The 17,216-nt window shown below is 64.2% G+C and carries 14 protein-coding genes and 2 pseudogenes; 9 read left to right on the top strand and 7 right to left on the bottom strand.

Translation table 11 applies throughout. The features are described from left to right. Positions 1 to 143 precede the first annotated feature (143 nt). Together IVA96_RS34260 and IVA96_RS34255 are read left to right on the top strand one after the other, a co-directional pair. Positions 144 to 1,835 (top strand): benzoate-CoA ligase family protein, encoded by a 1,692-nt coding sequence (locus IVA96_RS34260; RefSeq protein ID WP_247422129.1) that lies wholly within the window; start codon positions 144 to 146, stop codon positions 1,833 to 1,835. A gap of 15 nt (positions 1,836 to 1,850) precedes the next feature. Beyond that, positions 1,851 to 2,315: a RidA family protein gene (locus IVA96_RS34255; RefSeq protein ID WP_247422127.1), complete on the top strand. Its 465-nt coding sequence runs from the start codon at positions 1,851 to 1,853 to the stop codon at positions 2,313 to 2,315. 19 nt (positions 2,316 to 2,334) lie between these two features. Here the strand turns inward: IVA96_RS34255 and IVA96_RS35950 are convergent. The 3 genes and pseudogenes from IVA96_RS35950 to IVA96_RS34240 form a co-directional block, all read right to left on the bottom strand. After that, positions 2,335 to 2,515 (bottom strand): annotated as a pseudogene (locus tag IVA96_RS35950) (CBS domain-containing protein); the annotation flags it as partial. Positions 2,516 to 2,517: 2 nt separating this feature from the next. Next, complete coding sequence (locus tag IVA96_RS34245) at positions 2,518 to 3,489, bottom strand: CHAD domain-containing protein (RefSeq protein ID WP_247422123.1); 972 nt, start codon at positions 3,487 to 3,489, stop codon at positions 2,518 to 2,520. Positions 3,490 to 3,514: 25 nt separating this feature from the next. After that, entirely contained in the window at positions 3,515 to 5,047 is a 1,533-nt protein-coding gene (locus tag IVA96_RS34240; protein ID WP_247422120.1) for a bifunctional aminoglycoside phosphotransferase/ATP-binding protein, read from the bottom strand. 184 nt (positions 5,048 to 5,231) lie between these two features. On the opposite strand from IVA96_RS34240, the pseudogene IVA96_RS35945 reads away from it, so the two are divergent. From IVA96_RS35945 to IVA96_RS34230, 3 genes and pseudogenes are all read left to right on the top strand, one after another. Further along, a pseudogene (locus IVA96_RS35945) lies at positions 5,232 to 5,322 on the top strand (universal stress protein); the annotation flags it as partial. Between the two features lie 65 nt (positions 5,323 to 5,387). Then, a complete protein-coding gene (locus tag IVA96_RS34235) occupies positions 5,388 to 8,081 on the top strand; it encodes a bifunctional acetate--CoA ligase family protein/GNAT family N-acetyltransferase (RefSeq protein ID WP_247422118.1) in 2,694 nt (897 codons plus the stop codon). A gap of 297 nt (positions 8,082 to 8,378) precedes the next feature. After that, positions 8,379 to 9,107, top strand: coding sequence for a Crp/Fnr family transcriptional regulator (locus tag IVA96_RS34230; protein ID WP_247280613.1), 729 nt, complete (start codon positions 8,379 to 8,381; stop codon positions 9,105 to 9,107). 4 nt (positions 9,108 to 9,111) lie between these two features. Here IVA96_RS34230 and IVA96_RS34225 read toward each other — a convergent pair whose 3' ends face one another. Next, on the bottom strand, positions 9,112 to 9,894 hold the full coding sequence (locus tag IVA96_RS34225; protein WP_247422116.1) for a cyclase family protein: 783 nt from the start codon (positions 9,892 to 9,894) through the stop codon (positions 9,112 to 9,114). Between the two features lie 304 nt (positions 9,895 to 10,198). Between IVA96_RS34225 and IVA96_RS34220 the strand changes: the two genes are divergently transcribed. From IVA96_RS34220 to IVA96_RS34205, 4 genes are all read left to right on the top strand, one after another. After that, a complete protein-coding gene (locus tag IVA96_RS34220; RefSeq protein WP_247422113.1) occupies positions 10,199 to 11,170 on the top strand; it encodes a TRAP transporter substrate-binding protein in 972 nt (323 codons plus the stop codon). A 66-nt stretch (positions 11,171 to 11,236) separates the two neighbouring features. After that, positions 11,237 to 11,788, top strand: a complete 552-nt coding sequence (locus IVA96_RS34215) for a TRAP transporter small permease (RefSeq protein WP_247422111.1) — start codon at positions 11,237 to 11,239, stop codon at positions 11,786 to 11,788. Continuing rightward, positions 11,779 to 13,071: a TRAP transporter large permease gene (locus tag IVA96_RS34210; RefSeq protein WP_247422109.1), complete on the top strand. Its 1,293-nt coding sequence runs from the start codon at positions 11,779 to 11,781 to the stop codon at positions 13,069 to 13,071. The genes IVA96_RS34215 and IVA96_RS34210 overlap by 10 nt, the downstream gene beginning before the upstream one ends. 22 nt (positions 13,072 to 13,093) lie before the next feature. After that, positions 13,094 to 13,900 (top strand): SDR family oxidoreductase, encoded by an 807-nt coding sequence (locus IVA96_RS34205; protein ID WP_247280618.1) that lies wholly within the window; start codon positions 13,094 to 13,096, stop codon positions 13,898 to 13,900. A gap of 14 nt (positions 13,901 to 13,914) precedes the next feature. Here IVA96_RS34205 and IVA96_RS34200 read toward each other — a convergent pair whose 3' ends face one another. The 3 genes from IVA96_RS34200 to IVA96_RS34190 are packed head-to-tail and all read right to left on the bottom strand — an operon-like array spanning position 13,915 to position 17,209. After that, positions 13,915 to 14,613, bottom strand: a complete 699-nt coding sequence (locus tag IVA96_RS34200) for a substrate-binding domain-containing protein (RefSeq protein WP_247422107.1) — start codon at positions 14,611 to 14,613, stop codon at positions 13,915 to 13,917. Next, on the bottom strand, positions 14,610 to 16,742 hold the full coding sequence (locus IVA96_RS34195; RefSeq protein ID WP_247422105.1) for a molybdopterin cofactor-binding domain-containing protein: 2,133 nt from the start codon (positions 16,740 to 16,742) through the stop codon (positions 14,610 to 14,612). Before IVA96_RS34195 ends, IVA96_RS34200 begins: the two co-directional genes overlap by 4 nt. Beyond that, positions 16,739 to 17,209, bottom strand: a complete 471-nt coding sequence (locus IVA96_RS34190; RefSeq protein WP_247422103.1) for a (2Fe-2S)-binding protein — start codon at positions 17,207 to 17,209, stop codon at positions 16,739 to 16,741. Before IVA96_RS34190 ends, IVA96_RS34195 begins: the two co-directional genes overlap by 4 nt. Positions 17,210 to 17,216 lie beyond the last annotated feature (7 nt).

The following is a 17,216-nucleotide window of genomic DNA, read 5'->3' as shown; positions in this document are numbered from 1 at the left end:
GCGGCGGGACGGGCCGCAGACCCTATTTGCCGCAGGAAAAAGCAAGGAATGCGCAAAATCCACTATTGCACCAAATTGCTTTAAGCCTAAAATGTTTTCCAGATCGTGCTGCCGGGTGCAATCCATGCTGAAAGGAGCGTGCGATGGCCAACGCTGCCAAGGTTCAAGTGTCGGGCTCATGTGACGGCAATGCTGCGACGGCCCATGTCGATACGTTCGCGCGGCAACATCTGCCGCCGCGCGAGCTCTGGCCCGAATTCATCTTCACGCGACCGGAGCTGCGCTATCCCGCGCGATTGAACTGCGTCAGCTATTTCCTCGATCGCTGGGTCGAGCAAGGCCACGGCGATGCGCCTTGCGTCATCAGTCCTGCGGTCAGCTACACCTATCGCGAGCTGCAAGCGCTCGTGAACCGCATCGCCAATGTGCTGGTCGGCAAGCTGGGTCTCGTGACCGGCGGACGCGTGCTGCTGCGCTCGGCCAACAATCCGATGATGGTCGCGACCTATCTCGCGGTCATCAAGGCCGGCGGCATCGTCGTGGCGACCATGCCGCTCCTGCGGGCCAAGGAGTTGTCGTATCCGATCCAGAAGGCGGAGATCGGGCTCGCGCTGTGTGACGGAAAGCTCTCCGAGGAGATGGAGAAGGCGAAGGCCGCGGCGCCCGGCCTCAAGCACGTGGTCTATTGGGGCAATGGCGCGGCCGATTCGCTCGAAGCGCTGATCGCGGATGCGAGCCCCGAGTTCAGGGCTGTCGATACCTCGTCCGACGACGTCTGCCTGATCGCCTTCACCTCGGGCACGACAGGCGATCCCAAGGGCACCATGCATTTCCACCGGGACATGCTCGCGGTCTGCGACGGCTATGCGCGCAACATCTTGCGCGCCGAGCAGAAGGATCGCTTCGTCGGCTCGGCACCGCTCGCCTTCACCTTCGGCTTCGGCGGCGTGTTGTTTCCGATGCATATTGGCGCCTCCTTCGTGGTGCTGGAGAAGACGACGCCGGACGACATTCTGAATGCGATCGAGCAGTACAAGATCACGGTCTGCTTCACTGCGCCGACCGCATATCGGGCCATGCTCGGCAAGCTCGCCGGCCGTGACATCTCCTCGCTTCGCAAATGCGTCTCCGCGGGCGAGACGCTGCCCAAGCCGACATTCGAGGCCTGGCTGAAGGCCACCGGCATCAAGCTGATGGACGGTATCGGCTCGACCGAATTGCTGCACATCTTCATCAGCGCGACCGAGGACGAGATTCGCCCAGGCGCGACCGGCAAGCCGGTGCCAGGCTATGAGGCCAAGATCGTCGACGATGAAGGCCGTGACGTGCCACCGGGGACGATGGGTCGTCTCGCCGTGCGTGGCCCGACCGGCTGTCGCTATCTTGCCGATGAGCGACAACGGAAATACGTCCAGAATGGCTGGAACATCACCGGCGATACCTATGTGATGGATGGCGACGGTTATTTCTGGTACCAGTCGCGCTCCGACGACATGATCGTGTCGGCCGGTTACAACATCGCAGGAACAGATGTGGAGGCAGCGCTGCTCACGCATCCGTCTGTCGTGGAGTGCGGGGTCGTCGGTGCGCCGGACGAGGCACGCGGCATGATCGTGAAGGCGTATGTCGTCGCCGCGCCTGGTGTCACGCCGGACGCCCAGCTCGTGGCCGAGTTGCAGGAGCATGTCAAACGCGAGATCGCGCCGTACAAATATCCACGTGCGATCGAGTTCGTGACGCAATTGCCGAAGACCGAGACCGGCAAGTTGAAGCGCTTTGCCCTGCGTCAGCTGGCGCAGGCTGCAGCGACGTCCTCCGGCGTCGCTGCGGAATGAGAGAAGGATAGAGAATTGTCCGTGACGACGCCAAAAGGCCCGCAGCTCGCGGTGCTGCCGACAGCAGCCGAGCAGGAAATCCGCCCCAAGGCGCAGATCCTCCAGCCATCTGGCTGGCCAATGCCGAAGGGCTATGCCAACGGCATGGCTGCCGAGGGACGCATCGTCGTCACCGGCGGGGTGATCGGCTGGGATGCCGAAGAGCGTCTCGCGGACGGCTTCGTCGCGCAGGTGCGCCAGACCCTGAGCAACATCGCTGCGATCCTGGCCGAAGCCGGAGCACGGCCCGAGCACCTCGTGCGCCTGACCTGGTATGTCGTCGACATGGACGAATACCTGGCCAATCTGAAGGAGTTGGGCAGGGCCTACCGCGACGTCTTCGGAGCGCACTATCCTGCGATGGCCCTGGTTCAGGTGGTCCGTCTCGTCGAGAAGGCGGCGCGCGTCGAAATTGAGGCCACCGCCGTCGTTCCTCGCTGAGCTCGGCCGTCCGGCGGCGCCCGCGCCTGCGTCCGGTGCTGATTTCGCTACGACGGATGAAAATCTCCTTCCGAGACGACGCCGACCAGCTTGCCGGTATCGACGACGACCATAAGGCCGCTGACATGCCGCTTCAGCATGATGTTCGCGGTCTCGACGATGCTGATCTCGGGGGTAACCGAGATGACCGACTGCGTCACACCTAATTCTCAGGCTCTGCGTTCGGCGCGAGGTCGGAGGAGCGGAAGGGCTTGGCCCTGTCCAGTTTGCGGTAGGCCGCCGCGGCGGTTTGCAGCAGCTTCTTTTCCCGTTTGCGGTTGAGAAAGCGAGCGGCGGCCTCGAGACCGGCACCGTTCAGCGCGGCCGCCAGCGCTTGCCCTCGCGCATCGTCGTTCAATTGCCCGAGAGACTTTTGCGCCTTGCGCAATTGCTTGAGCATGGACTTCTGCTTCGTCGCCGCCCCGTCGGTGAATAGATCCGCGAGCGATTCGATCGAATAGGTCATCCGCTTGTTGAGCAGCCGCAGCTTGTGCCGTTTCTCGACGTCAAGCTTGCTCAGCTTCCGCGCCTTCCTGAGCAGTGTCTTTTCCCACGCCGCCAGCTGCGCCGTCGCATGCTCGGCGAGCGAACAGCGACGCAATCTGATGGCTTCCTTGCTGCGATGAGTCGACCAGGGGCCGCTCTCGATCCAGGCCGAGGTCTGCTCGACCAGGCGGCGATAGCGCGCGGATTGCAGCGCGCGCGCCAGCAGGCGGTGGCTCTCGGCGCGCTTCTCGTCCCAGTGCCGGAGCTCGGCGATCACGGCGAGCTCGTCGCCAGTCTCGGCGACGAGCCGCTCGATCGCCACGTCGAGGTCACGCACCATGCCGAGCTGGCTGTTGAGCCATTTCAGTTCGGCCCAGACATTCGGCCGCAGCGCATCGTCGACCATCGGCGAGAAGAAGCGGATGGCGGTGCGCAGATGTGTCAGTGCGATCCGGATCTGGTGCAGGGCATCGGGATCGCCGCGGCAAGTCCCGTCATGCTGGGCGAGAACGGCATCGAGGTGACGGCGGGCAATGATCCGGAACGCCGTGTCGCAGGCCATGCCGGGACTGAGGCGGCCGGGCAGTGCATTGCGCCGCATTGCCGGCAGTGCGCGGGCGGCCGTCGAGGTCGTGCTGGGTCGCGCCATCCTTGCCCGCGTCAATCAGATTGCCTTATTTGCCCTCAGTGATTGCGTCCCGACAGCTCTGGAGCGTCTGCTCTTGTGTCCCGGATGCATCGATGGTCGCCCAACCGACATGACCGATATTATAGCGCTCCTGCTGCGCGGCAACCTCTTGCGTGGCGTCGGATGCATCTCCCCGGCGGCTTCCGATACGCGCTTGCCTCGTCGCGAGGTCGGCGACGAGGAACAGGCCGTTCAGCGGCACGTTGCGCCCGCGCGCCAGTGCGGCGATCGCGTCTCGTTCCTCCTCGGCGGCGAAGACACCGTCGATGATCGCCGAATGGCCTTGCGCCAGCACCCGCCGGGCGTACTGAGCCAAGGTGTCGTAGACGCGGGCCGTGACCTCTGGCGTGTATGCGGATGGTGGCAGCCGCTGCGTGTCCTTGAGCCCGAACATCTGCTTGCGGACGATGTCGCTGCGCAGCACGATCGCCCCCGGCTGTGGCGTGACGATTGGTGCGAGCGCGCGCGCCAAAACCGTCTTTCCGGTGCCGGACAATCCCCCGACCGCCATCAGGCGCGGAGCGGGAGGATGGATCAACATTCGGGCGAGGCCGAAATAGCGCCGTGCGTCGTCAAGGATGCCGGGGTCGTCAGAACGCGGCGGCTTCAGCCGTGCCAGCGCCACCTGAGCGCGGATCGCCGCCCGGATCGACATGAACAGCGCCAGGACGGAGAGCGCGTCGAGATTGTCGTTTGGCGTCGCAGCGAGATATCGGTTCAAGACAACGTTGGCCGCGCGTGCTTGATCGTGGTGCAACAGGTCCATCAGCGTGAATGCGAGATCGTAGAGCACGTCGACTGTTGCCATCTTGGCATCGAACTCGATGGCGTCGAACAGGACCGGCTGTTCGCCGATCAAGACGATGTTCGCAAGATGCAGGTCGCCGTGGCAACGCCGCACGAAGCCGCTGTGGCTGCGCGCTTCGAGCAAGGTGCGGAGGCGCAGGAACATCGCGTGCGAGGCTCTGCCGAGCTGCGCGATTTCTTCGGCGTCAAAACGATTATCTTTTCCCAGGCCATTGCTGTTGCCATCGATCAGACCAGGGATGGAGGAAATCCACGCCCTGCCGTCGGAGTGGCCTGCCGCCGCATGCGAAGCCACGATCGCGTCGGCGGCGGCCGAGGCTCGATCGTCATCGAGCGGGCCGGCCTTGGTCAGATGATCCAGCGTTTGGCTTTCGTCGAAGCGCGACATGTCGACCGCATACTCGATCGGCCGGCCGGGGCCGCCGATCTGCACCGACCCATCCGGCTCCTCCGTGATCGCCACGACGCGATGATAGATCTGCGGCGCCAGCGGCCGGTTGATCCTGATCTCCTCCTCGCAGGCCGCCTTGCGCTTGTCGAGAGTCGAATAGTCGAGGAACGGAAACTGCACGGCCCGCTTGATCTTCAGCGCGCGGTCGCCGTCGAGAAACACCGAAGCTGCGTGCGTATCGATCCGCCTCACACCCGGATGCGTGGCGGAATCGGTGAGAGCCGCAAAGATCCGGTCCTGGGTCGCGGTCTCGTCTGTCATTCCTGCTGGCACATCCAGATGCGTCGGACGGCAGTCCGGCCGCAATCAGGTTACCTCCTAGAACGAGGTGGCGGCCAGTCCTTGATTTTGGTCAACGTCCCTCCAAACTGCCGGTCCCGGGCTCGACGAGGATCAAGCGTCGTGACAAAAGCCGGACTATCTGGCGGAAGGAAAAGCGATCCGCCATCATTCGCGCCTGAACGCGATCGTTAGGGGCGGTGTTGATAAAGACCGTCATTGGCCAGCCACCCTGCTGGGTTATGATCTCGCACTAAGCTGAACAGTTTGCGGCCCGATCTTCTACCATCGGAACCGCCAGCGATCGGACGCATTTGCTTTCATGTCGACCTACCGCCTCAAGAATCTGCTGTCACCGCGTTCCCTCGCGCTGATCGGCGCGAGTGCCCGCCCGGTCTCCGTGGGACGCGCCGTCCTGGAGAACATCCGCAGCGCAGAATTCAAAGGGGAATTCGGCCTGGTCAATCCGCGTCACGCCGAGATCGGCGGCATAGCCGCGGTGAAGAATCTGGACAGGTTGGACTTCGTCCCCGAACTCGTGATCATTACTGCGCCGGCGCGGGAAGTTCCCGGCATCATCGACCAGGCCGGACGTCGCGGGTCGGCGGGCGCGCTGATCGTCTCGGCCGGGCTCGGCCACGGACCGGGATCCCTGCACGAGGCTGCTATCACTGCTGCCCGCAAATACGGCATGCGGCTGATTGGTCCAAACTGCCTCGGCATCATGATGCCTGGAGTAAGCCTCAATGCCAGCTTCGCAGCACACATGCCAGGCGCGGGAAGTCTCGCGCTGATCTCGCAATCGGGCGCGATCGCGGCCGGCATGGTCGATTGGGCGGCGCAGCGTGGCGTCGGTTTCTCCGGCATTGTCTCGATCGGCGATCAGATCGATGTCGACCTTGCCGATTTGCTGGACTATTTCGCGATGGATCACAAGACCCGCGCGATCCTGCTCTATATCGAAGCTATCAAGGACGCTCGCAAGTTCATGTCGGCGGCGCGCGCCGCCGCGCGCGTGAAACCGGTCGTCCTGGTGAAGTCCGGCCGGATGGCGCAGGGGGCGAAGGCCGCGGCCACGCATACCGGCGCGCTCGCCGGCGCCGACGCCGTCTATGACGCGGCGTTCCGCCGCGCGGGCGTGCTGCGCGTCTCCGATCTGCGCGAGCTGTTCGATTGCGCCGAGACGCTCGGCCGCGTTGAATCCCCGACGGGCAAGCGCCTTGCTATCCTGACCAATGGCGGTGGCATCGGCGTGCTTGCCATCGATCGATTGGTCGAGCTTGGCGGAATCCCGGCGTCGATCTCGGCGGACGCTCGCAAGAAGCTCGATGACGTGCTGCCGCCGACCTGGTCCGGTGCAAATCCCGTCGACATCGTGGGCGACGCCGACGCCTCGCGCTACGCGGCGGCGCTGGAGGTGCTGCTCGCCGATCCCGACAATGATGCCGTGCTCGTCCTCAACGTGCAGACGGCGATCGCCTCAGCGGCTGACATCGCCACGACCGTGACGGAGTTCGTCAGAAAATACCGCGAGCAGCACCGCCAGTGGGCAAAGCCCGTCCTTGCCGCCTGGGTCGGAGCCGATCAAGACATCATTCGGACGCTCTCCGGCGCGGGCATTCCGAACTACCCGACCGAGGACGATGCCGTGCGCGGCTTCATGCATCTGGTCCGGCACCGCGAGGTGGTGGAGGAGCTGAGCCAGGTTCCGCCGGCGATGCCCGATACGTTCGTGCCGGACGCGCCGGCCGCGAAGCGGATCGTCACTGCTGCGATCGCCGACGGCCGCAAATGGCTCGAGCCGGTCGAGATCAAGCACCTGCTCGAAACCTACGAAATCGCGATGGTGCCGACCTATGCTGCGACCAATGTCGAGCAGGCGGTGGCCTATGCGAGCGACATGTTCGCGCAAGGCCTGACTGTCGTGCTGAAAATCATGTCACGTGACATCGTCCACAAATCGGATGTCGGCGGCGTCGTTTTCAATCTGACCACGCCGGATGCGGTGCGCGCGGCTGCCACCGATATTCTCGACCGGGCCAGAAAACTGCGTCCCGAAGCCCGCATCGGCGGCGTCATCGTGCAAGCGATGGTGGTCAAGGCGAAGGCGCGCGAGCTGATCCTCGGTCTTGCCGATGACCCCACCTTCGGCACCGTCGTCGTCTTCGGCCGGGGCGGGACGGCTGTGGAGATCATCAACGACAAGGCGCTTGCGCTTCCGCCGCTCGACCTGCAACTCGCCCGCGATCTGATCGATCGCACGCGCGTGTCACGGCTGCTTCGCGCCTACCGAGACGTACCGGCAGTGAAGCCGGATGCCGTCGCCATGGTGCTGGTCAAGCTGGCGCAGATGGCCGCTGACATTCCCGAAATCCGCGAGTTCGACATCAACCCGCTACTCGCGGACGAAACCGGTGTGACCGCGGTCGATGCCCGCGTCGCCGTGGCGCCGCCGCAGCGGAAGTTCGCCGGCTCCGGCCCGGCCAATTTCGCCGTTCGGGCCTATCCATCGCAATGGGAGCGCCGCCTGGTACTGAAGGACGGCTGGCGTATCTTCGTGCGGCCCTTGCGCCCGGAGGACGAGCCGACCATCCACGAATTCCTGCGTCACGTCACGCCGCACGACCTCCGCCTGCGCTTCTTCGCGCCGATGAAGGAGTTCACCCACGAGTTCATCGCGCGCCTGACCCAGCTCGACTATGCGCGTGCGATGGCCTTCATCGCATTCGCCGAGGAGACCGGTGAGATGGTCGGCGTCGTCCGGCTCCACTCGGACTCGATCTACGAAAGCGGCGAATATGCCATCCTGCTGCGGTCCGACCTCAAGGGCAGGGGATTAGGATGGGCCCTGATGCAGCTGATCATCGACTACGCGAAGTCGGAAGGGCTCAAGACCATATCGGGCGACGTGCTCCAGGAGAACATCGTGATGCTCGAGATGTGCCGCCAGCTCGGCTTCGAGATCAAGCCGGATCGGACTGAGCCTGATATCTGCGGTGTCAAGCTGAAGCTCTGAGCTCGCCCGCTAGGAGCGGGCTTCAGCCGGTGATGTGACAGCATCCTTGGCCGACCCGATGCCCGCGCCCGACCAGTTTCGGCCGTTCGGCAGCGCCTCAGCGCAATCGCGACTTGCATTGCCTGCAATTCTGCAGCGACTTAAATGCATGACGCTCCTTCGGATGCCGCCCTTTCGCCTAACCGCGGCATTTTCGCGGCATTTGCCTAAAACCGCGCCCATGCTTTCCGGTTGAAAAGCCTGATAACGTTGACTACGCAGGAACCTCGTGCCTCGCAGTCTTAGGAGCCCCGTGGCGTGCCTCAGGACAAGACCGGCGACCCCCGACAGTCAGCGGGCAACAAACTATCGGTTCTGCGCAAGCACCCGATCTTCGCAGATCTGGAGCCGGAGGCGCTCGATCAGCTCTGCCGCTATGCCAAGCACACAACCGTGAAGCGCGGTGCGACGATCGCCGCCAAGGGCGATCCCGGCAACAATCTGTTCGCGGTGATTTCGGGAACGGTGAAGATCTCCTCTTCGTCGCCGGATGGGCGGAATGCCATTCTCAATCTGATCGGTCCCGGAGAGATCTTTGGCGAGATCGCGGTGCTCGACGGCGCGCCGAGGTCGGCCGATGCGACCGCGAACACCAATTGCGAGCTCTACATCATCGATCGCCGGGATTTCCTGCCATTCGTGAAGAGCCAGCCGGCGCTGGCGATGAAATTCATCGAGCTGCTCTGCGCGCGCCTGCGCTGGACCAGCCAGCAGGTCGAGCAGGTGATCCTGCAGAACCTGCCGGGCCGGCTCGCCAGCGCGCTGATCGGTCTCACCGAGGAGCGCAAGTTCGACTCCGGCAGCGGCACACTCGCGATCACCCAGCAGGAGATCAGCGAGATGGTGGGCATGACGCGCGAGAGCATCAACAAGCAATTGCGCGCCTGGGCCGGCCGCAATTGGGTTCGTCTCGAGCACGGCGCCATCGTTGTGCTGGATATCGATGCGCTGCGCGAACTTGCGGAGAGCGGCCTCTCCGGCGAGTGATATCTCAGACCTGATCGTCGAGGATGGCGACCGCGCGGGTCCAACCGGCGGAGGCGCGTTCGATCTTGACCGGGAAGCATGAGACCATGAAGCCGGTCGAGGGCAATTGATCGAGGTTGTGCAGCTTCTCGAGATGGCAATAGCCGATGTGCCGCCCTGCCTTGTGGCCTTCCCAAATCAGGCCGGCATCCTTTGTTTCGGCATATTTCTTCGCGGTGTAGACGAACGGCGCGTCCCAGCTCCAGCCATCGGTGCCGGTCAGGCGGACGCCGCGTTCGAGCAGGTACATGGTGGCCTCATAGCCCATGCCGCAGCCGGAATTGACGTAATCGGCTTGGCCGAATTTCGCGCCGGCGCTGGTGTTGACGACGACGATCTCCAGCGGCGCCAGCGTGTGTCCGATCCGTTTCAGCTCCTTCTCGACGTCGCCGGCGCTCACCACGTAGCCATCGGGCAGATGCCGGAAGTCGAGCTTCACGCCGGGTTGAAAGCACCATTCCAGCGGCACTTCGTCGATCGTCCACGACCGTTCGCCGCGGTTCATGGTCGGATGGAAGTGCCAGGGCGCATCGAGATGCGTCCCGTTGTGGGTCGACAGCGCGACCTGCTCGACGGCCCAGCCCTGGCCATCCGGAAGGTCTTCCGCCTTGAGGCCGTCGAAGAACTGCAGCATGCGCGGCAGGCCCTGTTGGTGATCGATGTACTGGATCGTCGGATGGTTGCCTGGCGGATCGGCAGTCACGTCGTTTCGGAGCGGCACTGAGATATCGATCAGCTTCCGCGGCATGGGCATTTTCCTCGATATGGTCCGCTGTTTCGAACATGTTGAGGGGGCTCGGTAGGCGGCGTCAAGTCACGTGCCGGCGACGTCGAGCCAGCCCGCCGTGCCCACCATAATGCGAATTGCGCCAGAAATTGATCGATGCAAGTCTTGCATTGATCAATGCTGGATTTGGCTTGGACTCAGAATGCCGCCCGCCCTACGGACGACATTGGCGCTTGACTTCACACCTGAAGTGGAGCGACCCAAGGCGGCCCGCAGCCGGCCGACAACGACATAATCAACTCACTCGACCAGGAGGAAAGCCCAGATGAAGACGCTCACCGGTATCCTCACAGCCGTTGCCTTGGCGGTCTCAGCGCCCCTGGCGACCGCACGCGATTTCCGCTCCGCCGACATCCACCCCGCCGATTATCCGACCGTCGAGGCCGTCAAGTTCATGGGCAAGCAGCTCGCGGCGGCGAGCGGCGGCAAGCTCGGCGTGAAGGTGTTTCCCAACGGAGCCCTCGGCTCCGAGAAGGATACCATCGAGCAGCTCAAGATCGGCGCTCTCGACATGATGCGGATCAACGCATCGCCGCTGAACAATTTCGTGCCGGAAACCATCGCGTTGTGCCTGCCTTTCGTCTTCCGTGACACGCAGCACATGCGCACCGTCCTTGACGGTCCCATCGGCGATGAGATCCTGGCGGCGATGGAGCCGGCGGGACTGGTCGGACTTGCCTATTACGATAGCGGCGCCCGGTCCATCTACACCGTTAAGGCACCGGTCAAGTCGCTCGCCGACCTCAAGGGCCTGAAGATCCGCGTCCAGCAATCCGATCTATGGGTCGGCATGATCCAGAGCCTCGGGGCCAACCCGACGCCGATGCCCTATGGCGAGGTCTATACCGCGCTCAAGACCGGCCTCGTGGACGCTGCCGAGAACAACTGGCCGTCCTACGAGTCCTCGCGCCATTTCGAGGCCGCCAAGTTCTACAACGTCACCGAGCACTCGCTGGCGCCGGAAGTTCTCGTGATGTCGAAGAAGGTCTGGGACACGCTGAGCAAGGAAGATCAGGCGATGGTCCGCAAGGCGGCCAAGGAATCGGTGCCTGTCATGCGCAAGCTCTGGGACGAGCGCGAGCAGGCCTCCCGCAAGACGGTCGAGGCGGCCGGCGTTCAGGTCGTGACCATCGCCAACAAGGCGGAATTCGTCGACGCGATGAAGCCGGTGTACACGAAGTTCGCCGGTGACGAGAAGCTCCAGAGCCTCGTCAAGCGCATCCAGGACTCGAAGTAAGCACAGCGGTGTCGGGTCCGGAGCCGCCCAGCGTGCGACACCGGACCCTCGCGGGGGAGGCACGGGATGACAGATCCACACGTCGCAAGCCACGAGCACGTGGCGGTCACTGGTCGCCCGTCCACCGGCTTGCTGTCGCGGATCAATGCTCCCGTCGCGCGCGCGGGCATGTATCTGTCCGTGACCGGCCTGCTCGGCATCGTCATCATCGTGTTCTACCAGGTGTTCGGGCGTTACGTGCTCAATTCGAGCCCGACCTGGACGGAGAACCTCGCGCTGGTTCTGATCCTGTATGTCACGTTGATCGGCGCCGCCGTCGGTGTGCGCGATGCCGGACACATCGGCATGGACAGTCTGCTTGTGATGCTTCCGGATTACATGCGGGAAAAGATCGAGCTCGTGATCCACGTCCTGGTGGCCGTGTTCGGCATTGCGATGGCCTATAACGGCTGGATCCTGGGGGCGTCGGTTGGAACGGTGAAGATCCCCAATCTCGGCCTGCCCGAGGTGATCCGTTACGTGCCGCTGATCGCCTCCGGTGTCCTGATCGTCTCCTTTTCAATCGAGCACATCGTTGCTCTCCTGCGCGGCGAAGAGGTCGTCCCCTCATGGAACTGATCATCCTCGGCGCCACGTTCTTCGGCTTCCTGATCCTCGGCGTCCCCGTCGCCTTCGCGATTGGCCTCTCGGCGATCTGCACCATCCTCTACGAAGGTCTGCCGGTTGCCGTCATCTTCCAGCAGATGATGTCGGGGATGAACATCTTCTCGTTCCTCGCCATTCCGTTCTTCGTCTTCAGCGGTGAGCTGATGCTGCATGGCGGCGTCGCCGACAAGATCGTGCAGCTCGCCAAGAATCTCGTCGGGCACATCCGCGGCGGGCTCGGCATGTCCAACGTCGTCGCCTGCACGCTGTTCGGCGGCGTCTCCGGCTCGCCAGTGGCCGACGTGTCGGCGATGGGCGCGGTGATGATCCCGATGATGAAGAAGGAGGGGTTCGACACCGACTACGCCGTCAACGTCACCACCCATGCCTCGCTGGTCGGAGCCTTGATGCCGACCAGCCACAACATGATCATCTATGCCCTGGCCGCCGGCGGCAAGGTCTCGATCGGCGCGCTGATCGCCGCCGGCCTGCTGCCGGCGCTCGTGCTGATGGTGTGCATGCTGGTTGCCGCTTACGCAGTCGCGGTGAAGCGCGGCTATCCGGCCGGCAAGTTTCCGGGCTGGGCCGAGGTCTTCCGCTCGCTCGCGGCCGCGCTGCCCGGCCTTCTGATCGTCGGCATCATCCTGGCGGGCATCCTGTCCGGCGTCTTCACGGCCACTGAATCGGCAGCCGTTGCGGTCACCTACACGATCCTGCTGACGTTCTTCATCTACCGCACCATGACCTGGGGCAACTTCCTGCGCGCCGCCGCCAAGGCGGTGAAGACGACGGGCGTGGTGCTATTGCTGATCGGCGTCTCCACCATGTTCCAGTATCTGATGGGACTGTATGAAGTCGCCGATCTCGCCGGCGCGATGATGAGCAAGGTCTCGACCGAACCCTGGGTCATCTTCCTGCTCATCAACGTCATCCTGTTCGTGCTCGGCACGTTCATGGACATGGCCGCGACGATCCTGATCTGCACCCCGATCTTCCTGCCGATCGCGATGAAAGCCGGCATGGATCCGGTGCAGTTCGGCATGCTGATGCTGATCAATTGCGCGCTGGGGCTGAATACGCCACCGGTCGGAACGACGCAGTTCGTGGGCTGCGCCATCGGCGGCATCTCGGTCGGCGCGGTGATGCGCACCATCCTGCCGTTCTATGCCGCCCTGATCGCAGCACTGATGTTCGTGACCTACGTCCCTGCGTTCTCGCTGTGGCTGCCCCGCCTGCTGATGGGCTACAAGGGATAGCAGCACCAGGGAGAAGCTATCAGTGACGGACTATCGCAAGCTTTTCGATCTCACCGGCAAGACCGCAGTCGTTCTCGGCGCCGCATCCGGCATCGGCAAGTCGTCGGCCGAGGCGCTGGCCGGGCTCGGTGCCCGCGTCGTTTGCGCCGATCGCGCGTTTGATGCGGCGGAGGCGACCGCCGCCGGCATTCGCGACAAGGGCGGCTGGGCGGAAGCAGCTAGCTGCGACGCCGCAAGCGCCGCGGACGTCAAGGCGCTGGCCAAAACCGTGATGCAGAAGTTTCCGCGGCTCGACATCGCCGTGACGACGCCCGGGCTCAATATCCGCAAGACCATCCTCGACTATACCGAGGAGGATCTCGATCGCGTCCTGAACCTCAACGTCAAAGGCACAGTCTGGTTCTTCCAGGCCTTTGGCCGCATCATGGTCGAGCAGAAGGGCGGCAGCATCATCGCCTGCTCCTCGGTGCGCGCAGTCACGATCGAGCCGGGCCTCGGCGTCTATGGCTCGACCAAGGCGGCAATCGGCCTTCTGGTGAAGGGCTTTGCCTCCGAGGTCGGGCATGCCGGCGTGCGCGTCAATGCGATCGCGCCGAGCATCGCCGAGACCGCGTTGACCGGCCCGTTCAAGCAGCGGCCTGACATCTACAATCTCTACGCCGGCCACACCGTGTTCAACCGCTGGAGCAGCGCCGACGAGGTCGCCACCGCGGTGGCCTATCTCGCCTCGGACGCCGCGAGTTATGTCAGCGGCAGCACGATGTTCATCGACGGCGGCTGGACGGCCGTGGACGGCCCACCGACAGGCCTTACCCAGCTGCACAAATAGGTGGCCATCCGCATCTAACCGGTAAAGCCCACGCGCCGGCGCAGCTCCTTCTGCTCTGCGCCAGTCAGCAGGGCGATCAGCGCGGCGGCCTCCTTTGGATGCGCGGCCCGCGCTGTCGCGCCGGCCGTGTACATCGTCACGAGCTCGTAGCCCGGTGGCAGCGATCCCGATAGCGCGATGCCGTCGGTTGCGATGATCTCGGTCGCCTGCGTGCAGCCGATCGGCGTTTGCGCGGTGGACGCCGCGAGCTCCCGCATCGCAGTCGCTCCGTTCGGAAAGATCATGAGGCGAGACGCGACCTCATAGCCAATACCGAGCTGATCCAGCACCTTGGCGACATGCTGTCCCGCCGTCGACGCCTTGGTATCGGGGACGTAGATCGCATCGGCGCTGCGTAAGACCTCACGCAGATCGGCTTCGGTCCTCACCGTCACCTCGGGATCTCGGTTGCGGACCGCCAGTGCAGTCTCGACCTGGCCGATATCAGCGATCGAGGAGGCCGTGACAAGCTTTTCCCCGGTGAGCTTTGCAAGAAGGGCTTGCGTCAGGATCACGAGGTCCGCCGGTTTTCCCGCGCGCAACCTGTCGGCCATGATACCGACCGCGCCAAATTCGCCGTCGATACTGAGGCCGGTCTGCGCCTTGAAGGGGGCGGTGAGGCCGCGCACTAACCCTTGCGCTGCTCCGCCGCTCAAAATGTTCACTGTCGTCACGATGCAAGCTCCGCAGCTGCAATGATCCTGTCGCGCGTGATTGGCAGGTCGCGCACACGCACGCCGAGGCAGTCGTAGACCGCATTGGCGATCGCGGCCGTCACCGGGCCATGCGCGGCCTCACCGGCGCCAACTGGTTCGATCTCCGGCCGCTGGATGAGCTCGACATCCACTGCCGGCACTTCGCTGAATCTCAGGATCGGATAGTCGGTCCAGGACGTCGATGTAATTCGCGCCCGGTCGAAGCGGACACGCTCCTTCAGCACCCAACTCGTTGCCTGGATCGCGCCGCCCTCGATCTGGTTGATGACGCCGTCCGGATTGATGGCTTCGCCAACGTCGACGGCAAGCGTCAGCCGCTTCACGCGGATGTCATCGGTGCCTTCGATTTCGGCAATCGCGGCGCAGTAGGCTCCCATGTTCTTATAGCGCGCAAAGCCGACGCCGTGACCGATGCCGGTTCGCTTCTGCGGTTTCCACGCCGCGCGTTGCGCAGCGGCGCGGATGACGTCCTTGGCGCGCTCGTCGCGCAGATGGCGCAAACGGAATGCGATCGGGTCCTCGCCGCGCAGGGCGGCGATCTCGTCGAGCAGGGATTCGATGGCGAACACATTGCCTTGTGCGCCGAGGGTCCGCAGCGCCGAGGTGCGTACCGGCATCGTCAGCAACCGGTGGCTCGTGATCGTCCAGGCCGGGAGGTCATAGAGTGGAACGGAGTTGCGATCGGCGCCGCCGCCATTGGCGGCCGGCGGGTTGGACGAGATCATGCGCGGGTAGGGGTTTGCGATCTCAGTCGCGGCAAGCAGCGCCGGCTGCGCCGCGCGCCCCGGCCGCGCCGCGTGACCGTTGCTCCAGATGGTATGACGCCAGCCGACGATCTCGTTTTCGGCGTCGACATCGGCCTCGATCTCGATAGCCATGGCCGCACCGAACGGCGCATGGGACATCTCGTCATGGCGCGACCATTGCACCCGCACCGGATGGCCGCCGGCAGCCTTTGCCAGCAGCACGGCATCGAGCGCGACGTCGTCGGCCGCGTTGTGTCCATAGCAGCCGGCGCCTTCCATGTGCTCGACGACGATGTTCTCGGCCGGCAGCCTCAGCACGATCGCGAGATCGGCGCGCAGCAGATAGACGCCCTGGCTGTGGGTCCAGACATGGACGCGATCGCCATCCCATTGCGCCATGGCGCAGGACGGCGCGATCGAGCCGTGTGCGATGTAGGGGCGGGTGTATTGGCGGCGCAGGGTTTGGGCCGGCTTGGTCGTCGCCGCCGCGGTCCTGATCTCGATGATGGTGGTCTCGACCGGCTGGCTTCTTAGGAAGCCCGCGGGATCGTCTTCATCAGACAGCGGTTCGCCGGCCGACCAAGTCGCTCCCTTGCGTAAGGCTTTCAGAGCGGCTTCCGCCGCTGCCTCGCTGTCAGCAACCACGCCGGCAAATCCGCCGTCGTGAACGATCGCGATGAGGCCGGGAACAGCGCGCGCAGCCTCCTCATTGAGCGCAGTCAATCTGGCCCCTGAAACCTCCGGCCGCAGCACGCGTCCGTGCAAAAGGCCCGGCAGTGCCCAGTCGTGGATGAAGCGCGGCCGCGCGAACACCTTGTCGGGAATGTCGAGGCGCTGGACGGAATGTCCGGCGACGAGACGCTCGGTGGCGCTTTTCGCTGTCGCGCCCGCGGTGACGTCGTGGTCCAGCGAGACCTCGCCAGCCAGCTCCCAATAGCTAGTGCTGACATTGCCCGGTCCCGAGATCGTGCCGTCATCGATACGCAGCAGCGCCGCATCGACGCCGAAGCGGTCCGATGCAGCAGTGAGGAAGCGCTGGCGCACCTCGGCGCAGGCGTGGCGCAGTGCGCGGCCGGATTGCTGGATCGACAGGCTGCCCGAGGTGACGCCTTCGTTCGGGCTCATTGCCGTCGAGGCGCGGATCATCTCGATCCTGATGATATCGAGATCGAGCTCGTCCGCCGCAATTTGCGCCAGCGCCGTGACAATGCCCTGGCCGATTTCCACTTTGCCGGGCGAGATCGCTACCCGGCCGTCGGCGGTGAACCGCACCCAGGACGATAGTCTTGGATTGGCTGCGAGGCTGGCCGACAGCTTCGGGGCAGGAGACGACACATTCATGACGTCGCCATCTCCGATGCTGCCCGCAGCACGGCGCGGACCATGCGGTTGTGCGATCCGCAGCGGCACAGATTGCAGTCCAGCGCGGCTTTAACCTCGGCGTCCGTCGGTGACGGATTGCGCTTCAGCAGCGCCGCAGCGCTGATCAGGATCCCCGATACGCAATAGCCGCATTGCATCGCCTGTTCGGAGATGAAGGCGCGTTGCAGCGGGTGGGCCTTCTCCGCGGTGCCAAGGCCTTCCACCGTGACGACGTCCTTGCCCGCGACCGACCAGATCGGCATGTCGCATGAAGCCATCGCGCGGCCGTCGACCATGACGTAACAGGCGCCGCACTCACCGGCGCCGCAGCCGAAATGCGCACCGTTGACACCGAGCCGGCTGCGCAGCACGTCGAGCAGGATCTGATCAGGATCGACATCCACGGCCATCGCTGCGCCGTTGAGCTGGAATTGTATGGCAGGCATTCTAGGC

Origin of the sequence: Bradyrhizobium sp. 159, from assembly GCF_023073795.1 — a bacterium.
Lineage (GTDB): Bacteria > Pseudomonadota > Alphaproteobacteria > Rhizobiales > Xanthobacteraceae > Bradyrhizobium.
The sequence above is the reverse complement of the archived record's forward strand: the minus strand, read 5'-3'. Positions and strand labels throughout refer to the sequence as shown.